Source organism: Variovorax sp. 679 (genome assembly GCF_003952185.1).
GTDB lineage: Bacteria > Pseudomonadota > Gammaproteobacteria > Burkholderiales > Burkholderiaceae_C > Variovorax.
On the sequence record NZ_RXFS01000003.1, the window covers coordinates 509,893 to 530,748 of the forward strand.

At 67.7% G+C, this 20,856-nt stretch carries 19 protein-coding genes; 3 read left to right on the forward strand and 16 right to left on the reverse strand.

Annotation, left to right across the window (positions count from 1 at the left end; genetic code table 11):
- Nucleotides 1-26 precede the first annotated feature (26 nt).
- Complete coding sequence (locus EJO71_RS09750; protein WP_125948196.1) at nt 27-1,469, forward strand: amidase; 1,443 nt, start codon at nt 27-29, stop codon at nt 1,467-1,469.
- Nucleotides 1,470-1,473: 4 nt separating this feature from the next.
- Here EJO71_RS09750 and EJO71_RS09755 read toward each other — a convergent pair whose 3' ends face one another.
- Together EJO71_RS09755 and EJO71_RS09760 are read right to left on the reverse strand one after the other, a co-directional pair.
- Nucleotides 1,474-2,412 (reverse strand): 2-hydroxyacid dehydrogenase, encoded by a 939-nt coding sequence (locus EJO71_RS09755; protein WP_125948195.1) that lies wholly within the window; start codon nt 2,410-2,412, stop codon nt 1,474-1,476.
- 47 nt (nt 2,413-2,459) lie between these two features.
- A complete protein-coding gene (locus EJO71_RS09760; RefSeq protein ID WP_125948630.1) occupies nt 2,460-4,292 on the reverse strand; it encodes an ABC transporter ATP-binding protein/permease in 1,833 nt (610 codons plus the stop codon).
- Between the two features lie 41 nt (nt 4,293-4,333).
- Here EJO71_RS09760 and EJO71_RS09765 point away from each other — a divergent pair, with 41 nt between their 5' ends.
- Nucleotides 4,334-4,753 carry an acyl-CoA thioesterase gene (locus EJO71_RS09765; protein WP_125948194.1) on the forward strand — a complete coding sequence of 140 codons (420 nt, stop codon included), beginning with the start codon at nt 4,334-4,336 and terminating at the stop codon, nt 4,751-4,753.
- Nucleotides 4,754-4,863: 110 nt separating this feature from the next.
- On the opposite strand, the gene EJO71_RS09775 is transcribed toward EJO71_RS09765, so the two are convergent.
- The 12 genes from EJO71_RS09775 to EJO71_RS09830 all read right to left on the reverse strand — a co-directional run bounded on the left by EJO71_RS09775 (nt 4,864) and on the right by EJO71_RS09830 (nt 17,899).
- Nucleotides 4,864-6,015, reverse strand: coding sequence for an ABC transporter substrate-binding protein (locus EJO71_RS09775; RefSeq protein WP_240651317.1), 1,152 nt, complete (start codon nt 6,013-6,015; stop codon nt 4,864-4,866).
- 139 nt (nt 6,016-6,154) lie between these two features.
- Nucleotides 6,155-6,919 (reverse strand): enoyl-CoA hydratase, encoded by a 765-nt coding sequence (locus EJO71_RS09780; RefSeq protein WP_125948193.1) that lies wholly within the window; start codon nt 6,917-6,919, stop codon nt 6,155-6,157.
- 34 nt (nt 6,920-6,953) lie between these two features.
- A complete protein-coding gene (locus EJO71_RS09785; RefSeq protein ID WP_125948192.1) occupies nt 6,954-7,550 on the reverse strand; it encodes a 2-hydroxychromene-2-carboxylate isomerase in 597 nt (198 codons plus the stop codon).
- Nucleotides 7,551-7,576: 26 nt separating this feature from the next.
- Complete coding sequence (locus tag EJO71_RS09790) at nt 7,577-8,326, reverse strand: SDR family oxidoreductase (protein WP_125948191.1); 750 nt, start codon at nt 8,324-8,326, stop codon at nt 7,577-7,579.
- Nucleotides 8,327-8,328: 2 nt separating this feature from the next.
- Nucleotides 8,329-9,165 carry a thioesterase family protein gene (locus tag EJO71_RS09795; RefSeq protein WP_125948190.1) on the reverse strand — a complete coding sequence of 279 codons (837 nt, stop codon included), beginning with the start codon at nt 9,163-9,165 and terminating at the stop codon, nt 8,329-8,331.
- A 29-nt stretch (nt 9,166-9,194) separates the two neighbouring features.
- Nucleotides 9,195-10,097 (reverse strand): alpha/beta fold hydrolase, encoded by a 903-nt coding sequence (locus tag EJO71_RS09800; RefSeq protein ID WP_125948189.1) that lies wholly within the window; start codon nt 10,095-10,097, stop codon nt 9,195-9,197.
- Between the two features lie 55 nt (nt 10,098-10,152).
- Entirely contained in the window at nt 10,153-11,349 is a 1,197-nt protein-coding gene (locus EJO71_RS09805; RefSeq protein WP_125948188.1) for an acetyl-CoA C-acyltransferase, read from the reverse strand.
- Nucleotides 11,350-11,471: 122 nt separating this feature from the next.
- Nucleotides 11,472-13,895 carry a 3-hydroxyacyl-CoA dehydrogenase/enoyl-CoA hydratase family protein gene (locus EJO71_RS09810; protein WP_125948187.1) on the reverse strand — a complete coding sequence of 808 codons (2,424 nt, stop codon included), beginning with the start codon at nt 13,893-13,895 and terminating at the stop codon, nt 11,472-11,474.
- Between the two features lie 36 nt (nt 13,896-13,931).
- A complete protein-coding gene (locus tag EJO71_RS09815; RefSeq protein WP_125948186.1) occupies nt 13,932-14,375 on the reverse strand; it encodes a DUF2147 domain-containing protein in 444 nt (147 codons plus the stop codon).
- Nucleotides 14,376-14,419: 44 nt separating this feature from the next.
- Nucleotides 14,420-16,216: an acyl-CoA dehydrogenase C-terminal domain-containing protein gene (locus EJO71_RS09820; protein ID WP_125948185.1), complete on the reverse strand. Its 1,797-nt coding sequence runs from the start codon at nt 16,214-16,216 to the stop codon at nt 14,420-14,422.
- 73 nt (nt 16,217-16,289) lie between these two features.
- Complete coding sequence (locus tag EJO71_RS09825) at nt 16,290-16,979, reverse strand: TetR/AcrR family transcriptional regulator (RefSeq protein WP_125948184.1); 690 nt, start codon at nt 16,977-16,979, stop codon at nt 16,290-16,292.
- A 161-nt stretch (nt 16,980-17,140) separates the two neighbouring features.
- Nucleotides 17,141-17,899 (reverse strand): SDR family oxidoreductase, encoded by a 759-nt coding sequence (locus EJO71_RS09830; protein WP_125948183.1) that lies wholly within the window; start codon nt 17,897-17,899, stop codon nt 17,141-17,143.
- Nucleotides 17,900-18,024: 125 nt separating this feature from the next.
- Here EJO71_RS09830 and EJO71_RS09835 point away from each other — a divergent pair, with 125 nt between their 5' ends.
- Nucleotides 18,025-18,912, forward strand: a complete 888-nt coding sequence (locus EJO71_RS09835) for a LysR family transcriptional regulator (protein WP_125948182.1) — start codon at nt 18,025-18,027, stop codon at nt 18,910-18,912.
- Between the two features lie 78 nt (nt 18,913-18,990).
- Here EJO71_RS09835 and EJO71_RS09840 read toward each other — a convergent pair whose 3' ends face one another.
- On the reverse strand, nt 18,991-19,743 hold the full coding sequence (locus tag EJO71_RS09840; protein WP_240651316.1) for an AraC family transcriptional regulator: 753 nt from the start codon (nt 19,741-19,743) through the stop codon (nt 18,991-18,993).
- Between the two features lie 44 nt (nt 19,744-19,787).
- A complete protein-coding gene (locus EJO71_RS09845) occupies nt 19,788-20,780 on the reverse strand; it encodes a sialic acid TRAP transporter substrate-binding protein SiaP (RefSeq protein ID WP_125948181.1) in 993 nt (330 codons plus the stop codon).
- Nucleotides 20,781-20,856 lie beyond the last annotated feature (76 nt).

The following is a 20,856-nucleotide window of genomic DNA, read 5'->3' on the forward strand; positions in this document are numbered from 1 at the left end:
CGCCCCCTCCTTTTCCCGCATTCGCCATGCCCTCAGCCGACCTTCCGGACCTCAGCGCCACCGAACTCTCCCGCCGCATCGCCGCGCGCGAGGTGTCCTGCCGCGAAGTGATGCAGGCCTCGCTGGCCCGCATCGAGGCGCTGAACCCGCGCTTCAACGCCATCGTGTCGCTGCGCGATCCGGCGCAGTCGCTGGCCGAGGCCGACGAGCGCGACGCCGAGCTGGCGCGCGGCGAACGGCGCGGCTGGATGCACGGCTTTCCGCTGGCGGTGAAGGACCTGAGCCATGCCGCCGGCCTGCCGACCTCGATGGGCTCGCCGCTGTCGCCGCGCTCGCCGGCCCGGGCCGACAGCCTGCACGTCGCGCGCGCAAAGTCGGCCGGCGCAGTCGTCATCGGCAAGACCAACACGCCTGAATTCGGCCTCGGCTCGCACACCTACAACACGGTGTTCGGCATCACGCGCAACGCCTACGCGCCCGATCGCAGCGCGGGCGGCAGCAGCGGCGGCGCCGCGGTGGCACTGGCCCTGGGCATCCTGCCGGTGGCCGACGGCAGCGACATGATGGGCTCGCTGCGCAACCCGGCGGCCTTCAACAACGTGATCGGCATGCGGCCCTCGCGCGGGCGCGTGCCGGGCAACCCCGACGAGGAACTGTTCTTCCAGCAGCTGGGCTGCGAAGGCCCGATGGCTCGCACGGTGGAAGACGCCGCGCGGCTGCTGGCCGTGCAGGCCGGCTTCGACACCCGCGTGCCGCTGTCGTCGCCGCACGCCCTGCCCTCGCCCGACGAACTACGGCTCGACGGCGACGGCAAGGGCCTGCGCATCGGCTGGCTCGGCAGCATCTGGCCCGACCTGCCGCTGGAGCCAGGCATCCGCGAACTGGGCGAGAAGGCGCTCGGCACCTTCCGCGACATCGGCTGCGAGGTCGAGCCCTGCACGCTCGACGTGCCGCGCGAGCACAACTGGAGCGCCTGGCTGCGCCTGCGGCAACTGCTGGTGGGCGGCAAGCTGGGCGCCTACCTGAGCGACCCGAAGCTGTTCGCGCAGCTCAAGCCCGAGGCGCGATGGGAGATCGAGCAGAGCCGGCATCTCGACGCGGCATCGCTGTACCAGGCTTCGCTGTACCGCTCGAATGTGTACCGCGCCTTCCTCAAGCTGTTCGAGCGCTTCGACTTCGTGCTCGCGCCGACAGCGCAGGTCTTCCCCTTCGACGCCGAGTTGCACTGGCCGTCCGAGGTCGCCGGAGTGAAGAGCGACACCTACCACCGCTGGATGGAGATCGTCACGCCCTTCACGCTGGCGGGGCTGCCGACGCTGAACGTGCGCGCCGGCTTCGGCGAAGGAGGACTCCCGATGGGGCTGCAGCTGGCAGGGCCGATCCATTCGGATCTCGACGTGCTGCGGCTGGGGCATGCCTACGACCAGGCATGCGGCTGGGCGGCGCATCGGCCGCCCGCCCTGGGCTGAAGCCTCAGATCGGCGTGACGACACCCCGCCCCGCGAAGTGCCCTTCGGCATTCGCGAGGAAGTGGTCCACCGACTTCTGCGTCGCCTCGGGCGACCAGCCGGCCATGTGCGGCGTCAGCAGCACGTTGTCGAGGCCGATCAGCTGCTCGGGCCGCTTCGGCTCGCTCTCGTACACATCGAGGCCGGCGCCGGCGATGCGGTTCTCACGCAGCGCCGCCGCCAGCGCCTCGGTGTCGACCACGCTGCCGCGGCCGATGCTCACGAGGTAGCCCTGCGGGCCCAGCGCGTCGAGCACTTCGGCATTGACCAGATGCTTCGTCGCCGGACCGCCCGGGGCGGCCAGCACGAGGAAGTCGGCCCATGCGGCCAGCGACCTCAGGTCGTCGAAATAGCGCTGCGCCACGCCTTCCTTCGGCTTGCGGTTGTGATAGCCGACCTCCATGTCGAATGCCGCGGCGCGCTTCGCGATCTTCTGCCCGATGGTGCCCATCCCCAGGATGCCCAGCTTCTTGCCCGACACGTTCGGCGGCTGCGGAATGGCTTCGCGCCACACGCCTTCGCGGCACAGCCGGTCGAGCTTGCGGAACTCGCGCACGATGCCGATCAGCAGACCGAAGGCGTGGTCGGCCACGCAGTCGTCGTTGGTGCCGGCGCCGTTGGCAGTCGCGATGCCGCGCGCACGCGTCACCTCGAGTGGCACGCCTTCGTAGCCGGCGCCCAGGCAGCAGATCAGTTCCACCGCAGGCATGGCCGCGATTTCCTCGGGCGTGATGCCGATGACACCGATGGTCAGCACCGCGCGGAATTTCTTGCCGTGGCCGGCGATGGCGGCCGCGCGCTCGGCGGGGCCGAAGGCGTAGGTCAGGTCGTAGACCTCGGCAATCTGGGCCTGGTGGGCGCTCGAGAGGCTGTTGAGCACCAGCAGGGGAATCTTGGTCGACACGTCTGAACTCCTGGGATCGATGAAAAAGAAAGAACGGGATGATCGCGCTACATCAGCGGCGCTGCTTCGCTCTTCTGCAAAGCCCACATCTGGGCGTAGCGGCCCTGCTTCGCCAGCAGCTCGGCATGCGTACCGCGCTCGACGATCACGCCGCTTTCAAGCACCAGGATCTCGTGCGCGTCGACCACCGTCGACAGCCGGTGCGCGATGACCAGCGTGGTCTTGTCCTGCGCTGCGCTCTTGAGCTCCGACTGGATGGCCCGCTCGTTGGCCGAGTCGAGCGCCGAAGTGGCCTCATCGAAGATCACGATGGGTGGGTTCTTCAGCAGCGTGCGGGCGATGGCCACGCGCTGCTTCTCGCCGCCCGAGAGCTTCAGGCCGCGCTCGCCCACCGTCGTTTCGTAGCCCTTGGGCGTGGCGGCGATGAAGTCGTGGATGCGCGCGGCGCGAGCGGCCGCCTCCACTTCGTCGCGCGTGGCGCCGGGGCGGCCGTAGGCGATGTTGTATTCGACCGTGTCGTTGAACAGCACCGTATCCTGCGGAACGATGCCGATGGCATGACGCACGCTCGACTGCGTCACCTCGCGGATGTCCTCGCCGCCGATGGTGATGCGGCCCTGCTGCACATCGTAGAAGCGGTACAACAGCCGCGCGAGCGTCGACTTGCCCGAGCCGGAGGGTCCGACCACCGCCACCGTCTTGCCGGCCGGAATCTCGAAGCTCACGTGCTTGAGGATGGGCCGCGCAGGCTCGTAGGCAAAGCTCACGTCCTCGAAGCGCACGGTGGCGTCGGCGCCGGCCAGCGGCTGCGCGTCGGGCGCGTCGCGCACCTCGCGCTCCTTCTCCATCAGCACGAACATCTTGTCGAGGTCGGTCAGGCTCTGCTTGATCTCGCGGTAGATCACGCCCAGGAAGTTCAGCGGAATGTAGAGCTGGATCATGAAGGCGTTGACCATCACCAGGTCGCCCAGCGTCATGTGCCCGTTGACCACGCCCGAGGTGGCGCGCCACAGCATCAGCACCAGGCTGATGGCGATCAGCGCCTGCTGCCCGGTGTTGAGCATGCTCAGCGTGCGCTGGCTCTTGATGGCGGCCTTGCGGTAGCGGTCGAGGCTGGCGTCGTAGCGGCCGGCCTCGAAGTCCTCGTTGTTGAAGTACTTGACGGTTTCGTAGTTCAGCAGCGAATCGACCGCGCGGCTCTGCGCCACCGAATCGAGCTCGTTCATGGTCTTGCGGAACTGCGTGCGCCACTCGGTCACCGTCACGGTGAAGGTGATGTACAGCACCAGCGCCGCCATCGTGATCCAGACGAACAGCGAATCGAACTTCACGCCCAGGATCGCGAGCACCAGCACCAGCTCGATGATGGTCGGCACGATGCTGTAGAGCGACATCGAAATGAGCGAGTGCACGCCGCGCGTGCCGCGCTCGATGTCGCGCGTCATGCCGCCGGTCTGGCGCTCCAGGTGGAAACGCAGGCTCAGCGAATGCAGGTGGCGGAACACCTCCAGCGCGATCTGCCGGGCCGTGCCCTCGGTGGCCTTGGCGAAGATCAGCTCGCGCAGCTCGCTGAACAGTGAGGTCGAGAAGCGCAGCAGACCGTAGGCCAGCAGCAGCCCGATGGGCACGATGAGCAGCGCCTGCGCCATGTCGGGCTTGGGCGTCATGGTGTCGACCAGGTTCTTCAGCAGCACCGGCACGCCGACGTTGGCCACCTTGGCGCCCACCATGAAGGCCAGCGCCGCGGCCACCCGCCACTTGTACTGCCAGAGGTAGGGGAACAGGCGGCGCAGGGTCGCCCAGTCGGTGCGATCGGCGGGCGCCGGCGGATGGCCGCCGGCCGTATGGGGGGAAGGAAGGGCTTCGCCGCTGCGGCGCATGGAGGACAATCGTGGTTGCTTGTTTGTTCCAGATTGTGCCCATGTCAGATACTTCCAGTGCCGCCGCCGCTGCCACCCTCAAGAGCCTGCCCACCGACATGGAGCTGGTGCTCAAGGTCATTCCGATGCCAGCGGACTGCAACGCCAACGGCGACATCTTCGGCGGCTGGGTCATGGCGCAGTGCGACCTGGCCGGCTCGGTGATCCCGGCGCGCTATGCCAAGGGCCGCCAGGCCACGGTGGCGGTCAACGAGTTCATCTTCAAGCAGCCGGTGCGGCTGGGCGACATCCTGTCGTTCTATTCGAAGCTGGTGCGCATCGGGCGCACCTCGGTCACGGTGACAGTCGAGGTGTTCGCCGAACGCTTCCGGGCGCAGGGCGAGTACATCAAGGTGACGCAGGCCACCTTCACCTACGTGGCCATCGACGACAACGGTCGCCCGCGCCCTATCCAAAAGTAAACCCCCAGGCTTCGCGCACTTCGTGTCGCTTCGCCAACCCCCTTGCAGGGGGCAACACCAGCGGCCCGGCAAAGCCGGTTCCGCGGTGTTTCCAGTGAAGACGCCCCCTCTCAGACGCCAGGGTCGCGCACGCGCTCGAAGCGCTCGAACTCGCGGTTGACCCAGCGCCCGTCGCGCCGCTCCACGCGGCGGATGTACACGGTCTGCACGATGTCGCGGGTGTGGGCGTCGATCTCGACCGGGCCTCGCGGGCTGTCGAGCTTCAGGCCGCGAAACGCATCCACCAGCCGCTCCCCGCTCGCGTTGCCTCGCGCGGCGGGCGAGGTCATGGCGGCATCGACGGCCTCGAGCGCGTCGTGGGCCGCCACAGCGAAGTAGCCCGGCCGCAGATGGCTGCCGTACTCCGTCTCGAAGATGCCCGTGAAGCGCCGGTTGGCCGGCGATTCGTGGGCGAAGGAGTAGTGATGGCTGGTGACGAGGCCGTCAGCCAGCTCGCCGATGCCCTCGAGGTAGTGGTCGTCGGTGGCGTCGCCCGTGGCCAGCAGGCGGATGCCGGTGTCGGCCATGCCGCGGTCGCGCCAGAACTTGAGGAAGGTGGCCGGCATCTGCCCCGAGGGCAGGAAGAAGAACACCGCCTGCGGCTTGAGTTCGCGCAGCCGCAGCATGTAGGCCGAGTAGTCCAGCGTCGACAGCGGCACCCGCAGCATCGCGCCGACCTGCCCGCCGCCCGCGGTGATGCCCGAGACGAAGGCGCTCTCGGCATCGACACCCGAGGCGTAGTCGGCCACCACGGTGCAGACGTTGCGCAGCCCCTGCTGCAGCGCCCATCGCGCCAGCGGCAGCGTGACCTGGCCAATGGTGAAGGACACCCGCACCGCGAACGGGCAGCGCGCCGTGATGCCCGAGGAGGCCGCGTTCATCACCACCAGCGGCAGCCGGGCCTGCGTGGCGACGTTGCCCACGGCGTAGGCGTTGGAACTGAAATCGAGACCCGCAAGCAGCTCGACGCGCTCGCTCTCCACGAGGTCCTGCGCTTGTCGGCGTGCCTGCTCCGGCGCGCTGCCGGGCACGTCGCGCCGCAGCAGCTCGACCGGCCGGCCCGCGATCTGCTGTTTGTGCGCCGCCAGCCAGACAGCCATGCCGGCGTCGAACTGCCGGCCGCCGCCCGCATAGGGGCCGGACCACGAACCGATGACGCCGATGCGCAACGGGCGCACGCGCGCCAAGGCCAGCGAAGGCGCCGCCAGGGCGCCCGCCAGCAAACCTAAAGTACGCCGGCGCGACAGTCGATTTGCTACTTTTTCAGTAGCATTGATTGCCCGCTGGCCGGGCGTTGCGAGCGTTCTTGTCTCTGGAACTTGCACGTCGGCCAGTGTACGCGCGCAGGCCCCGAAACACGCATCAGACCTTCGAGAAGTCGGGCTTCCTCTTCTCCATGAAAGCGCCGAAAGCCTCGCGCGCCGCCGGCTCGCGCAGCATGCGCCCGAAGCTCGCGCCCTCCTCGCCCATACGCTCCAGCACGGCGGGCATCTGGCCCTTCTTCAGCAGGCGCTTGGTCTCGACCAGCGCGCTCAGCGGCTTGGCGGCGAGCTTGCGGGCCTGCGTCTGCGCGATGGCATTGGCTTCGGTCGGCGGCACCACGCGGTTGACCAGGCCCACTTCGAGCGCGGCCTCGGCCATGAAGGGCTCGCCCAGCAGCAGCGCCTCGGCCGCGCGGTGGTAGCCCAGCATCTGCGGCACCAGCAGGCTCGACGCGGCCTCGGGGCACAGGCCCAGGTTCACGAAAGGCATCGAGAAGGCGGCGTTGTCGCCCGCGTAGACGAGGTCGCAGTGGAACAGCATCGTGGTGCCGATGCCCACGGCCGGGCCGCACACCGCCGCGACGATGGGCTTCGGAAAGGTCGCGATGCCGCGCAGGAAGCGGAACACCGGCGATTGCTCCGTGGACGGCGGGCCGTTGAGGAAGTCGCCGATGTCGTTGCCCGCGCTGAAGATCGTCGGGTCGCCCTGGATCAGCACGCAGCGCACGGCTGCTTCGCTCTCCGCGGTGGCCAGCGCATCGGCCAGCTCGGCGTACATGCTGCTGGTGATCGAGTTCTTCTTGTCGACGCGGTTGAAGGTGATGGTCATCACACCGGCTTCGGTGTGGACGAGGATGTCGCTCATAAAAGATCCTTGAAGAGAACGGTTGGTGCCGCGGTCAGGCGGCGACAAGTGCTTCGCGTACGAAATCGAGCCGGTCCTGGCCCCAGAACATTTCGTCGCCAACGAACATGGTGGGCGCGCCGAACACGCCGCGCTCCACGGCTTCCTGCGTGACGGCCTTGAGCCGGTCCTTGGTTTCCTGCGCACCGGCCAGCGCGAGCAGCGCGCTCGCGTCGAAGCCGGCATTCTGCAGGACGGCGCCGACGGTCGCCGGGTCGTTGAGGTTCTTCGGCTCGACCCACATCGCATGGAAGATCGCATCGACATACGCGCCGAAGCGCGCCGGCTCCTGCGCCTGGATGCCGGTGGCGCCGCGCATCAGCAACAGCGTGTTGATCGGAAAGTGCGGGTTGTGCGCAAAGGGCACGCCGTAGCGCTTCGCGAAGCGCTTGAGGTCCGTCGTCATGTACGGGCCCTTGGGCTTGATCTCGGCCGGCGAGTGGTTGCCCGTGGCCTGGAACACGCCGCCGAGCAGCATGGGCTTCCACACCAGCTTCGCGCCGGTGTCGGCGCAGATGTGCGGCAGCTGCGTCGCGGCCAGGTAGGCGGCGGGGCTGCCGAAGTCGAAATAGAAGTCGACGGATTTCGTCATGGGTGTTGTCTCCTTCGCGGAATTCTTCAGAACTTCTCGGACCACGGACGCAGGTCGATCTCGTGCGTCCAGGCGTCGCGCGGCTGCGAATGCAGCATCCAGTAGGTGTCGGCGATGTGGTCGGGGTTCAGGATTCCGTCGTTTTCCTTCAGCGCATAGCGCTCGGGAAAGTTGCTGCGAATGAACTCGGTGTCGATGGCGCCGTCGACCACCACATGCGCAACGTGGATGCCCTGCGGCCCCAGTTCGCGCGCCATCGATTGCGCCAGCGCACGCAATGCCATCTTCGCGCCCGAGAAGGCGCCGAAGTTCGCCGCGCCGCGCAGCGAGGCCGTCGCGCCGGTGAAGATGATCGTGCCGCGATGGCCGCCTTGCGGAATCTCGCGCGCCACCATGCGCTTCGCCACTTCGCGCCCATTCAGGAAGCCCGAGAAGCAGGCCATCTCCCACACCTTGAAGTACTTGCGCGCGGTCTCGTTGAGGATGCTTTCGGGCACGTTGGCGCCGATGTTGAACACCATCACCTCGATGGGCCCGATGGTCGATTCGATCTGCTCGACGAGCGCGATCACCTCTTCTTCCTTGCGCGCGTCGCACGCGAAGGCATGGGCGCGGCCGCCGTCGGCCTCGATCTGCGCAACCAGCGGCTGCAGCTTGTCGAGGCTGCGCCGCGTGACGCAGGTGGCGAAGCCTTCGCGCGCGAAGCGGCGGGCGATGGCACCGCCGGTGGCGTCGCCGGCGCCGACGATGAGTGCGGCTTTCTGCAGGGCAGCCATGTTCATTCCTTGTAGTAGACGATCTGGTTCGAGGTAGCCAGCAGCACGCCCTTCTCGCTCCACAGATGCGCCGTCTGGTCGAAGAAGCCGTTGAAGAACTGCTGCCCCGCCGCGCGGCCCAGCAGGTAGCCGGTGCCGACCTCGGCGAGCTGTTCCGGCCCGGCATGGAAGTAGGTCGTGATCGACACCGTGCCAGCGGGCACATGCTTCGCGCGGCGCAGCCACACGCGCGGATAGAACATGTCGCTCATCGCGGCCAGCGAGGCGAAGTCGAGCGGCCTCGGTTGCGCATCGCGCAGCCAGATGCGGGTCTCGCTGTGATGCAGGCTGGCGTCCCACTTCGATGGAATGCCGCCGCTGAAGGGACGCATCTCGTACTGGTTGATCCACGCCACGCCCGACGGGCCGATGCTCATGCGATCGACCGTCTCGGGCCTCGGCGACTCGGGCATCGGCATGTCGCTCTCGCCCCAGGTCTCGCGACGCGCGGCAGTCACCACCGTGGCGGTGGTCGTCATGCTGGGCGCGCCGCCGGCGCCGGCCTGCGTGATCTGCACCGTCCAGTGCTGCGTCGAGCGATTGGTGCGCACGGCAGTAGCCTGGATGTCGAACGCGCCGGCTTCGAGCGCCGCCGCGTAGTTGACCGTGAGCGCGATGGGCGTCCCGAGCACGTCGGGGTGCTGCATCACGGCCTGCAGCGCAAGCGCCGCGGTGGTGCCGCCGAAGGGTCCGACCATGTTCCAGTAGTCGGGGCTGGTCGTGCCCGTGAAGTGCCCCACGCGAATGTCGCTGTGGTGGATCTTCAGGGCCTTGTCGAAGGGGTGCTGCTGCGTGCTCATGATCGGCAGTGTGCCTCCGGTGACCGGCGTCACGCAGTCGTGTGCGGGACGTTGGCGTGCTGCACCGCAGTAAGCGATGCGAGCCTGTGCAGCTTGTCGACCGTGCTGGGCCACAGGCTCTGGCTGAACTGCTCGCGGAAGAAGCCGAAGTGGCCGATGCGCCGCGCCTGCACGTCGGCCGGCGCGATGCGCTCGACAGCGCTCGGCGCGCCGCCGTAGAGGCTCACGAGGCTCTTGGTGCCGGCGAGCGTCATGAGCTCGTCGTCGGTCATCGACAACGCGAGCACGGGGAAGCGCACGCGGTTGTAGCTCTGCGATGCGAGCTCGCCCTCGGCGCCCACGCTGTAGCGCGGGTTGAGACACCAGCGCCGCCACTGCAGGATCACGCCGCGCGGCAGGTCGCCGACCTTCTTCAGCTTGCGGCCCGGGAAATAGCCGAACAGCCGCGTGACCAGCGGCACCAGCACGAACCAGAAGTAGAGGATGGTGCGCTTGAGCTTCGGCGCGTTCTCGCGCCAGTAGCCGCTGCCCGCCGCGATGCTCACGAGGCCGTCGACCTGCTCCGGTCGCTGCAGGAAGCCCGGCAACTGCGCGCCAAGGCTGTGGCCCAGCAGATAGAGCGGTGCATCGGGCGATGCGGCCTTGGCCGCGTCGATCACCGCTTCGTAGTCGCAGGCCCAGTCGAACAGGTCGGCATCGACCTCGCGCAGCGGCACGCTGCCGCGCGAGTCGCCCGAGCCCCGGTAGTCGAAGGTCCAGACGCGCAGGCCCTGCTGCGAGAGCCATTGCGCGAAAGGCTCATAGAAGGACTGGCGCACGCCCATCGCGCCGCCGATCACCACGCTCGCGCGAGGCGTGCCGGCGGGTTCGTAGCGGCGCACCGCCAGTTGCTGTGCGCCGCCGTCGACCGGAAGCTGCTGCTGCGTCTGCATGAAGCTGTCTCCTTCTTTGTGCCGGCACTCGTCGCGGTGCCTTGCGCGCTACGGATCAGACCCGTTCGAAGATGCCGGCTGCGCCCTGGCCCATGCCCACGCACATCGTGACCATGCCGTACTTCAGGTTCTCGCGGCGCAGCGCATGCACCACAGTGGCCGAACGGATGGCGCCGGTTGCACCCAGCGGATGGCCCAGCGCGATCGCGCCGCCCATCGGGTTGACCTTCGACGGATCGAGGCCCAGCGTGTTGATGACGGCCAGCGACTGCGCGGCGAAGGCTTCGTTCAGTTCGAACCAGTCGATGTCCTCGTGCTTCAGGCCGGCATAGCGCAGCGCGGCGGGAATGGCCTCGATCGGGCCGATGCCCATGATGTGCGGCGGCACGCCCTTGCTGGCGAAGCTCACGAAGCGCGCGAGCGGCGTGAGGCCGAACTGCTTCACGGCCTTTTCGCTCGCCAGGATCAGCGCGCCGGCGCCGTCCGAGGTCTGCGAGCTGTTGCCGGCCGTCACGGTGCCACGCGCGGCGAACACGGTGCGCAGCTTGGCCAGGCCTTCGAGGCTGGTGTCGGGGCGCGCGCCCTCGTCGAGGTTGACGGTGCGGGTCTTGGCGATGGCTTCGCCGGTCTCGAGGTTCGGCGTGCGGTCGGTCACCTCGATCGGCGTGATCTCGTCGGCGAACTTGCCGGCCTGCTGCGCGGCCAGCGCCTTCTGGTGCGAGGCGAGCGCGAACTCGTCCTGGGCCTGGCGGCTCACCTTCCACTGCTGCGCGACCTTCTCGGCCGTGAGGCCCATGCCGTAGGCGATGCCCACGTCGCCTTCGCGCTCGAAGATCGAGGGCGACAGCGACGGCGAGTTGCCCATCATCGGCACCATGCTCATGCTCTCGACGCCGGCCGCGATCATCACGTCGGCCTCGCCGACGCGGATGCGGTCCGCCGCCATCTGCACGGCCGACAGGCCCGATGCGCAGAAGCGGTTGACGGTGATGCCGCCGACGCTGGTCGGCAGGCCGGCCAGCACCGCGCCGATGCGCGCGACGTTCAGGCCCTGCTGCGATTCGGGAATCGCGCAGCCGCAGATGATGTCTTCGATGGCCTTCGGATCGAGGCTCGGCACGGCAGCCAGCGCAGCGCGCAGCGTGGTGGCCAGCAGGTCGTCGGGACGGTAGTTGCGGAAATAGCCGCGATGCGACTTGCCGATGGGGGTGCGGGTGGCGGAGACGATGTAGGCGTCTTGAATCTGTTTCATGGATAGCTCCTGAGGGGCTTTCTCTGTTCGGGAAACACCGCGGAACCGGCTTTGCCGGGCCGCAGGTGTTGCCCCCTGCAAGGGGGTTGGCGTAGCGACACGAAGTGCGCGAAGACTGGGGGTTAGTTTCTTACTGGCTTGCCGGTGCTCAGCATCCCCATGATCCGCTCCTGCGTCTTGGGATGCACGATGAGCGAGCAGAACGCCTTGCGTTCCAGCGTCATCAGGTATTCCTCGGTCACGAGCGAGCCCGCGTCCACGTCGCCGCCGGTGACCACGTTGGCGATCAGGCTGGCGATGTGGAAGTCGTGCGCGCTGATGAAGCCGCCGTCGCGCATGTTCACCAACTGGCCCTTGATGGTCGCGGCACCGCTGCGGCCCGCGACGCGGAACGTGCGGCGCAGCGGCGGGCGGTAGCCGGCGTCAGCCATGGCCTTGGCCTGCTGCAGCGCCACGTACAGCAACTCGTCCTTGTTCGGCACGATCACGTCGCTGTCGAGCAGGTAGCCCAGCTTCTTCGAGTCGAGCGCGCCGGTGCCCACCTTGGCCATCGCAGCAGCGGTGAAACCTTCGGTGAGGAAGGGCAGCAGATCGGTGCCCGTCGAGGCCGATGCGTTCTCGGCCGCGCGGCGCGCGATGTAGGTCAGGCCGCCCGCGCCGGGGATCAGGCCCACGCCCACTTCGACCAGGCCGATGTAGCTTTCCATCGCGGCAACGCGCTTGGCCGAATGAATCGCCAGCTCGCAGCCGCCGCCCAGCGCCATGCCGCGCACGGCGGAGATCACCGGCACGTTGGCGTAGCGGATCTTGAGCATCACGTTCTGCAGCTCTTCTTCCGCGCCTTCGACCGCGCCGATGCCCGCGACCACGAAGGCCGGCAGCATCGCCTGCAGGTCGGCGCCGACCGAGAACACCTCGTCGGGCGACCAGATCACCAGGCCCTTGTATTCGGCCTCGGCCAGGTCGACCGCGGCGCCCAGCGCCTCGGCCACGTCGGGGCTGATGGCGTGCATCTTCGAATGGATGCTGGCGATGAGCACTTCACCGTCGAGCGTCCACACGCGCACGTCGCCTTCGTCGCTGATGGTGGTGCCGGCCGTGTTGGCATCGGCTGCGTTCGCGCCGAGCACGCTCTCGGGGAAGAGCTGGCGGTCATGCACCGGCAGGCGGCGCTGCGGCACGAACTTGTTCTGCGACGCGCTCCAAGAGCCTTCGGGCGCGTGCACGCCGCCGGCCTCGGCCACTGGGCCTTCGAACACCCACTTGGGCAGCGGTGCAGTGCTCAGCGCCTTGCCGGCGTCGATGTCTTCCTGCACCCACTTGGCGACCTGCGCCCAGCCGGCCTCCTGCCAGAGCTCGAAGGGGCCCTGCTTCATGCCGAAGCCCCAGCGCATGGCGAAGTCGATGTCGCGCGCGCTCTCGGCGATGTCGCCCAGGTGCACGGCGGCGTAGTGGAAGCCGTCGCGCAGGATGGCCCAGAGGAACTGGCCCTGCGGTCCTTCACTCTCGCGCAGCAGCTTCAGGCGCTCGCCCGCGGGCTTCTTGAGCATGCGGCCGTACACCTCGTCGGCCTTGGCGCCGGCGGGCACGTACTCGCCGCTCTTCAGGTCGAAGCGCAGGATGTCGCGGCCGGCCTTCTTGAAGAAGCCGGCCTTGGTCTTCTGGCCCAGGTTGCCCAGCTCGAGCAGCTTGGCGAGCACAGGCGGCGTCGCGAAGTTGGCGTAGAACGGATCGGTCTCGGCGTTGAGGTTGTCCTGCAGCGTCTTCACGACGTGGGCCATCGTGTCGAGGCCCACCACGTCGGCGGTGCGGAAGGTGCCCGAGCTCGCGCGACCCAGCTTCTTGCCGGTGAGGTCGTCCACCACGTCGGGCGTGAGGCCGAACTTCTCGACTTCCTTCAGCGTGGCCAGCATGCCGGCGATGCCGACGCGGTTGGCGATGAAGTTGGGCGTGTCGTGCGCGCGCACCACGCCCTTGCCGAGCGTGCTGGTGACGAAGGCTTCGAGGTCGTCGAGCACCTGCGGCTGCGTGGTGGGCGTGTTGATCAGCTCCACCAGGAACATGTAGCGCGGCGGGTTGAAGAAGTGAATGCCGCAGAAGCGCGGCTTCAGCGCTTCGGGCAATGCCTCGCTGAGCTTGGTGATCGAAAGACCCGAAGTGTTCGAGGCCAGGATCGAATGCTTGGCGACATGCGGCGCGATCTTCTTGTACAGATCGAGCTTCCAGTCCATGCGCTCGGCAATGGCTTCGATGACGAGGTCGCACTCGCCGAGCTTGGCGAGGTCGTCTTCGTAGTTGGCCTGCTCGATCAGGCCCGCGTCGGCCACGTCGCCGAGCGGCGCGGGCTTGAGCTTCTTGAGGTTGTCGATGGCGCGCGTGACGATGCCGTTCTTCGCTGCACCTTGAGCGACAGCTCCGGTCGCGTCTTTCGCGGCCAGGTCGAACAGCACGACAGGCACGCGCACGTTGACGAGGTGGGCCGCAATCTGCGCGCCCATCACGCCGGCGCCGAGCACGGCGACCTTCTTCACTTGAAATCGGGACATGTTGATTGGTATGAGTTGTGGGGAGCCGTGTGCCGCTTACTGCACGCGGTTCCAGGTTTGGGTGCGCCAGAAGGGGCCGAGATAGCCGCGCACTTCGAGCTTCTTGCCGCCATCGACGGGCGTGAAGCTCGCGCGGTATTCCTTGCCGTTCTCGGGGTCGAGGATCTTTCCGCCTTCCCAGACGTCCTTGCCCTCGGCCTTCTTGCCGCCGCGGATGATCTCCAGGCCCGCGATGGGCTTGCCCTTGCGGTCGTCGCTGCATTCGTCGCAGACCGCGTCAGGCTTGGTGTCCTTCTTCAACGACTTCTCGATGCGTCCGAGCAGCGCGCCATTGGCCTCGCCGATGCGGATCTCGGCCTTGACCTCGCCGGTCTTGTCGTCGACGTTGCGCCACAGGCCCACCGGCGAGACGCCGGCGCCCTGGGCCATGGCCGAGGCGGCTGTGACGGTGAACAGGACGGCTGCAAGCGTTGCTTTCATGAGCGGCTCCAGGTTGGATGTCGGTTGAAGAAAGACTCCTGGCCTCAGGCCAGCGCGGCGTCGGTGTCCATCAGCACCTTGCTGCCGGCGCGCGCGGTGCGCATCAGCGTCGCGGTCTCGGGGAACAGCTTGGCGAAGTAGAAGCGCGCGGTCTGCAGCTTGGCGACATAGAACGGGTCGGTGTTGCCGGCGGCGATTTCGCGCAGCGCGACCTGCGCCATGCGGGCGAACAGGTAGCCGAACACGAAGTGGCCGGCCACGCGCAGGTAGTCGACGGCAGCGGCGCCCACTTCGTCGGGGTTCTGGAAGCCCTTGAAGCCGATCTCGGTCGTGAACTTGGTGAGCTGGTCGCCCAGGCCCGCGATCGGGTTGATGAACTCGGCCATCTTCTCGTTCACGCCCTCTTCTTCCACCAGCTTGCCCACGAGCTTGCCGAACTTCTTCAGCGAAGCGCCGTTGTTGCCCAGCACCTTGCGGCCCAGCAGGTCCAGCGACTGGATGGTGTTGGTGCCTTCATAGATCATGTTGATGCGGTTGTCGCGCACGAACTGCTCCATGCCCCATTCCTTGATGAAGCCGTGGCCGCCGAACACCTGCATGCAGGCGTTGGTGGCGGTGTGGCCGTTGTCGGTGATGAAGGCCTTGACGATGGGGGTCAGCAGCGCGACCAGTTCGTCGGAGTCCTTGCGCACCTTCTCGTCCGGGTGGTTGTGCGCCTTGTCGAGCAGCAGCGTGCAGAAGATCTGCAGCGCACGGCCGCCTTCGGCGTATGCCTTGGCCGTGAGCAGCATCTTGCGCACGTCGGGGTGCACGATGATGGGGTCGGCTTCCTTGTCTTTGGCCTTCACGCCGGAGAGCGAGCGCATCTGGATGCGGTCCTTGGCGTAGGCCAGCGCGTTCTGGTAGGCCACTTCAGTCAGGCCCAGCGACTGGTTGCCCACGCCCAGGCGCGCGGCGTTCATCATCACGAACATCGCGGCCAGGCCCTTGTTGGGCTCGCCCACCATGGTGCCGATGGCGCCTTCGATCACGATCTGCGCGGTGGCGTTGCCGTGGATGCCCATCTTGTGCTCCAGGCCGGCGCAGAAGATCGGGTTGCGCTCGCCCAGCGAGCCGTCGGCCTTGACCTTGAACTTCGGCACCACGAACAGGCTGATGCCCTTGCTGCCCTTGGGCGCGTCGGGAAGACGTGCCAGCACCAGGTGGATGATGTTGCTGGTCATGTCGTGCTCGCCGGCCGAGATGAAGATCTTGTTGCCGGTGATGCGGTACGTGCCGTCGGGCTGCGGCTCTGCCTTGGTGCGCAGCAGGCCGAGGTCGGTGCCGCAGTGCGGCTCGGTCAGGCACATGGTGCCGGTCCATTCGCCGCTGGTGAGCTTGGGCAGGTAGGTCTTCTTCTGCTCGTCGGTGCCGTGCGCTGCGAGCGCTTCGTACGCGCCGTGCGAGAGGCCGGGGTACATGGTCCAGGCCTGGTTGGCGCTGTTGAGCATCTCGAACAGACACTGGTTGACCACGAAGGGCAGGCCCTGGCCGCCGAAGGCCGGGTCGCACGACAGCGCGGGCCAGCCGCCTTCGACGTACTTGGCGTAGGCGTCCTTGAAGCCCTTGGGGGTCTTCACTTCGTGCGTGTTCTTGTCGAGCGTGCAGCCCTCTTCGTCGCCGCTGATGTTCAACGGGAAGGTCACTTCGGCGGCGAACTTGCCGGCCTCTTCGATCACCGCGTTGATGGTGTCGGCATCGGTCTCGGCATGGGCCGGAAGCGCCTTGAGTTCCTCGGCGACGTTGAGCACTTCGTGCAGCACGAACTGCATATCGCGCACGGGGGGGTTGTAGGTAGGCATCCGGGACTCTCCTGGTCGAAGCTAGATAGAAAAAGAAAAGGGAAAACGAAAAGGGGACGAGCCGCGCGCTTCTTCAGCGCACGGTCTTGAGGCGACGGCCTGCCGGCGCGGCGGCCGCTTCGGGCTTCGGCGCGTCGGGCGTGGCGGCGCGCGCGAGGATGTTGTCGAAGCCGGTGTTGGCGCGGCCGATGGAGCCGGGCACCTGCAGGAAGCGCGCTTCGTAGTGCAGCGCGAGGATCAGGCCGTGGATCTCGAACGCCACCTGGCGTTCATCGGCGTCGGCGCGCAGGTGGCCTTCGCTCTGCGACTGCACGATGGCGCGCAGCACGGCGGCCTGCCAGATGCTGACCGACTCGACCAGCGCATCGCGCACCGGGCCCGGGCGGTCGTCGAATTCGGAAGCGCCGCTGATGTAGATGCAGCCCGAGTCGATTTCGGTCGAGGTGCGCTTCATCCAGTTGGCGAACATGGCGCGCAGGCGCGGCAGGCCGCGCGGCGCCTTCAGGGCGGGGAAGAACACTTCCTGCTCGAAGCGCGCGTGGTATTCGCGCACCACCGAGATCTGCAGTTCCTCGCGCGAGCCGAAGTGGGCGAAGACACCCGACTTGCTCATCTTGGTGATTTCAGCCACCGCGCCGATCGACAGGCCCTCGAGCCCGATCTGCGCGGCCAGCGCCAGCGCGGCGTCGACGATGACGGCCTTGGTCTGCTGGCCCTTCTGGGCGGCACGAGCGGGCTTGGCGGGAACGGCTGCTGCGGTCATCGTGGAATTTCCATGCAAAAACGAACGGTCGTTCTATTTTGCAGGTCTTTTGCACTTTGGTCCGCAAATTAACCTTCCTCTATCGAAGGTTAATTGATGCGGGACGGCCCGCAATCGGGTCCGTCCCTCATCTCTTTCTCTCTTGCTCGGGGCGCTTCGGCTCAGAACTCCTGCGACACCGGACGCAGCACGACTTCGTTGATGTCCACGTTCGCCGGCTGCTCGACCGCATAAACGACAGCACGAGCCACCGAGTCCGCCGGGATCTGGTTGGCGTCGTAGAACGCCTTCACGCCGGCTGCGCTCTCGGCGTCGGAGCTGCCGAACTTGAGTTCCGAATCGACCGCGCCGGGCGACACGATGGTCACGCGCACGCCGCTGTTGCCCACCTCCACGCGCAGGCCCTCGGAGATGGCGCGCACCGCATGCTTGGTCGCGCTGTAGACGGTGCCGATCGGCGTGAACACCTTCAGCCCCGCAATGGACGCGACATTGACGATGTGCCCGCTGCCCTGCGCCTGCATGCGCGGCAGCACCGCGGCAATGCCGTAGAGCACTCCCTTGATGTTGACGTCGATGGTGCGGTCCCACTCGTCGACCCTGAGCTTCTCGAGGGGCGACAGCGGCATCACGCCGGCGTTGTTGACCAGCACGTCGATGCGGCCGAAGGCCTCGACGGTGGCGGCGGCAAGGCTGTCGAGGTCGGCGCGCTTCGACACGTCGGTGGCCACGGCGATCGCCTCGCCGCCGGCTTCGCGGATCTCGGCGACGACCTTGTCGAGCCGGTCGGTGCGGCGCGCAGCCAGCACCACCCTGGCGCCGCGCGCGGCCAGGTGGCGCGCCGTCGATTCGCCGAGCCCGCTGCTCGCGCCGGTGACGATGGCGACCTTGCCCTTGATGTTGTCTTGAACGGATGTCATGGGAAATTCCTTTCGGTTGGCTTGAACGGGTGTTGAAGAAGTGCATGCAGTGTGGAAAATCCATGCGTTCCCGTAAATGAAACTCTGGCGACTTCAGAATTCCTGAAAAAGGAACTCCCCACACCATGTCCAACCGCCTCGAAGCCCTGCGCGTGTTCTGCGCCGCCGCCGATGCCGCCAACTTCCGCGAGGCGGCGGCGCGGCTTTCGGTGTCGCCGCAGGTGGTGACGCGCGCGATACGCGAACTGGAAGACGAGCTCGGCGAGCCCCTCTTCCACCGCAGCACGCGCGGCGTGCAGCTCACCGACTTCGGCCGGCGGCTCTCGGAACGCGCGCGCACCGCGCTGGGCGGAGTCGACGAACTGTTCCATCGCACCGATCGCCGTGCACTCTCGCAGCACGAAGGCACCGTGCGGGTCACGGCGCCGGGCATCTTCGGGCGGCAGTTCCTTCCGCGGGCGCTGGCGCCGATGCTGGCCGCGCACCCGGGCCTGGTGCTCGACCTGCGCATTTCCGAATCGCATGCCGACGTGGTCGGCGAGCAGATCGACATCGGCGTGCGCGTCGGTCCGCTGCGCGACGCGCGCTTTGTCGCGCGGCCGGTCGGCAAGATGGCGCTGCACATGGTGGCCGCGCCCTCGCTGATTGCGCGCACCGGCGTGCCGAAGAAGATCGAGGCGCTCGCCTCGCTGCCGCTCACCGCGCTGATCGACCGCAAGTCGGGTCGACCGTGGCCGATGGTGTTTCGCAAGGAGCGGCAGCTCGCGATCACCTCGCCGGTCTTCGTCACCGACGACTTCGACGCCGAATGCTCGGCGGTGCTCGCTGGCCTGGGCTTCGCCCAGCTGATCGGCTCGCTGGCCGAGCCCGCGATCGAGAGCGGCGCACTGGTGCCGGTGCTGGAAGCCGAGGCGCCCGAGCCGTGGCCGGTCTACGTGTATCGCTCACAGCGGGCGCCGGTGCCGGCACGGGTGCGGCTGGTGTACGACGAGCTGATCCGCGTGCTGCGCTGAGCCGCCCTATCGGCAGGCCCGCTGCCACGCGCCGGGCGTGAAGCCGAAGTGGCGCGCGAAGATGCGGGTCATGTGGCTCTAGTCCGCGAAGCCGCTGGCGGCCGCGGCATCGGCAAGGCTCTCGCCGCGACGGATCAGGCCGCGTGCGCGTTCGGCGCGCTGCTGCAGCAGCCATGCATGGGGCGGCACGCCGTAGGTCTTCTCGAAGCGGCGCAGCACCTGGTAGCGGCTGAGGCCCGCCATCGCGGCGAGATCCGAGAGCTTCGGCGCCTCGTGCAGGTCGTCGGCCAGCCGATCGCGCAGGCGCCGCATGTCGCCGCCGGCCGTGGATGAAGGCGCAGGCTGCGTCGTGGAATGCGCTTCGAGCAACAAGCCGCAGACTTCGGCCAGCGACTCCTCGCAGGCCAGCGCCTCCGCGCCATCCGCGTTGACGCGCCACGCGTCGAGGCGCTCGAACAGCCGCCGCAGCGTGTGGCCCAGCCGGGCGTCCCTGAGCACGGGCCGCGTGAATTCGACCTCCGGCCCGGCGTCGCCCTTGATGCCGTCCATCACGCCCGGATCGAGATACACCATGCGCCAGCGCCGCGAAGGACCGCCCAGCGGCCTTCCGTCGTGCACTTCGCCGGGGTTGGTGGTGATCAGGTCGCCCGCATAGGCGTCGACCTTGCCGCGGCCGCTGGCCGAGCTCTGGGCGCCCTGCTCGAGCAGGCCCAGCCCGTAGGTCGCGTGCCAGTGCCGGCCGTAGTGCAGCGCGCTGTCGATGGACGTGCCGTACACGCCCTCCCACGGAAAGCCGAAGACCTGGCAGCGATGGACGGGAAGCGCCTGCATGCGACGGATGATCGCAGACAGGCGGCGGAGAGCCTCGATGCGCCTCAATGCGCCCCGGGTTTCACGAGGTCGCGGATCTTCTCGTAGTCGCCCGGCCGCGCCTGCAGCTCGGCCGGCGACACGGTCTTCAGTGCCGCCTCGACGAAGCCCGACCGGTCGGGCCGGATGACCTTGATGCCGGTCTCGCCCAGCTTGCCTTCGGCCACGAGTTCGCGAGCGATGATCTGCACGCTGGCCCACACGGCATCCTTGCGGATGATGTCATTCACGATGGTGCGATCGCTCTCGCTCATGCGCTGCAGCGCGCCGGGCGAGATCACGATGCCGAGCATGTCGTACATGTGGCCCGTGAGCGTGACGCTCTTCTGCACCTCGTAGAACTTCTTCGCGAGGATGGTCGGCAGCGGGTTCTCCTGCGCGTCGATCTCGCCGTTCTTGAGCGCGTCGTACACCTTGGCGAAGGGCATCGGCGTGGCGGTGGCGCCCATGCTCTTGGCAAAGAGCTTGTAGGTGGGCGCATCGGGCACGCGCAGCTTCAGGCCCTGCATGTCCTTCGGCACGTTGACCGGCTTGTTCGAGGTGACATGCCGCGCGCCGTAATAGATGGCGGCCATCAGGTGGTTGCGGCTCTGCGCCTCGTAACCCTTGCGCAGTTCGTCGAACACCGGGCTCACGAGAAAGCGCCGCACATGGTCCGGGTCGGAGAACAGGAAGGGAAAGCCCACCACGCCCAGCGGCGCGTAGTCGCGCGAGAGCACGTTGAGGCCGATGTAGGCCATGTCGATCTCGCCGGACGCGAGCTTCTTGCTGTAGTCGGCCTCACCGCCGAGTGCGCTGGCCGGAAAGAGCTGGATCTCGACGCGGCCCGAGGTGGCGGCCTTGATCTTCTGCGCCATGGCCTCGGCCTGCGTGTGGAAAGGCTCGCTGGTCTCGTAGCCGTGCGCCCACTTGAGCGTGACCGGCGCGGCCTGGATGCCCGTCGCGCCCGCGATCAACCCTGCGCCCAGCACGAGCGCCTTCATCACCAACCGTCTCATCGTCTGTCTCCACCGCTGTTGTTGAAATTCTTCGGGGGAGCGCGGCGCACGCGAATGCGCCGCGCGGTGGCCTGGA

Bases quoted from the DNA above. Each gene is read 5' to 3' on its own strand.
- EJO71_RS09750 (WP_125948196.1), top strand. From the start codon at position 27: ATGCCCTCAGCCGACCTTCCGGACCTCAGCGCCACCGAACTCTCCCGC.
- EJO71_RS09760 (WP_125948630.1), bottom strand. From the start codon at position 4,292: ATGCGCCGCAGCGGCGAAGCCCTTCCTTCCCCCCATACGGCCGGCGGC.
- EJO71_RS09765 (WP_125948194.1), top strand. From the start codon at position 4,334: ATGTCAGATACTTCCAGTGCCGCCGCCGCTGCCACCCTCAAGAGCCTG.
- EJO71_RS09780 (WP_125948193.1), bottom strand. From the start codon at position 6,919: ATGAGCGACATCCTCGTCCACACCGAAGCCGGTGTGATGACCATCACC.
- EJO71_RS09785 (WP_125948192.1), bottom strand. From the start codon at position 7,550: ATGACGAAATCCGTCGACTTCTATTTCGACTTCGGCAGCCCCGCCGCC.
- EJO71_RS09790 (WP_125948191.1), bottom strand. From the start codon at position 8,326: ATGGCTGCCCTGCAGAAAGCCGCACTCATCGTCGGCGCCGGCGACGCC.
- EJO71_RS09795 (WP_125948190.1), bottom strand. From the start codon at position 9,165: ATGAGCACGCAGCAGCACCCCTTCGACAAGGCCCTGAAGATCCACCAC.
- EJO71_RS09800 (WP_125948189.1), bottom strand. From the start codon at position 10,097: ATGCAGACGCAGCAGCAGCTTCCGGTCGACGGCGGCGCACAGCAACTG.
- EJO71_RS09805 (WP_125948188.1), bottom strand. From the start codon at position 11,349: ATGAAACAGATTCAAGACGCCTACATCGTCTCCGCCACCCGCACCCCC.
- EJO71_RS09810 (WP_125948187.1), bottom strand. From the start codon at position 13,895: ATGTCCCGATTTCAAGTGAAGAAGGTCGCCGTGCTCGGCGCCGGCGTG.
- EJO71_RS09815 (WP_125948186.1), bottom strand. From the start codon at position 14,375: ATGAAAGCAACGCTTGCAGCCGTCCTGTTCACCGTCACAGCCGCCTCG.
- EJO71_RS09820 (WP_125948185.1), bottom strand. From the start codon at position 16,216: ATGCCTACCTACAACCCCCCCGTGCGCGATATGCAGTTCGTGCTGCAC.
- EJO71_RS09825 (WP_125948184.1), bottom strand. From the start codon at position 16,979: ATGACCGCAGCAGCCGTTCCCGCCAAGCCCGCTCGTGCCGCCCAGAAG.
- EJO71_RS09830 (WP_125948183.1), bottom strand. From the start codon at position 17,899: ATGACATCCGTTCAAGACAACATCAAGGGCAAGGTCGCCATCGTCACC.
- EJO71_RS09835 (WP_125948182.1), top strand. From the start codon at position 18,025: ATGTCCAACCGCCTCGAAGCCCTGCGCGTGTTCTGCGCCGCCGCCGAT.
- EJO71_RS09840 (WP_240651316.1), bottom strand. From the start codon at position 19,743: ATGCAGGCGCTTCCCGTCCATCGCTGCCAGGTCTTCGGCTTTCCGTGG.
- EJO71_RS09845 (WP_125948181.1), bottom strand. From the start codon at position 20,780: ATGAGACGGTTGGTGATGAAGGCGCTCGTGCTGGGCGCAGGGTTGATC.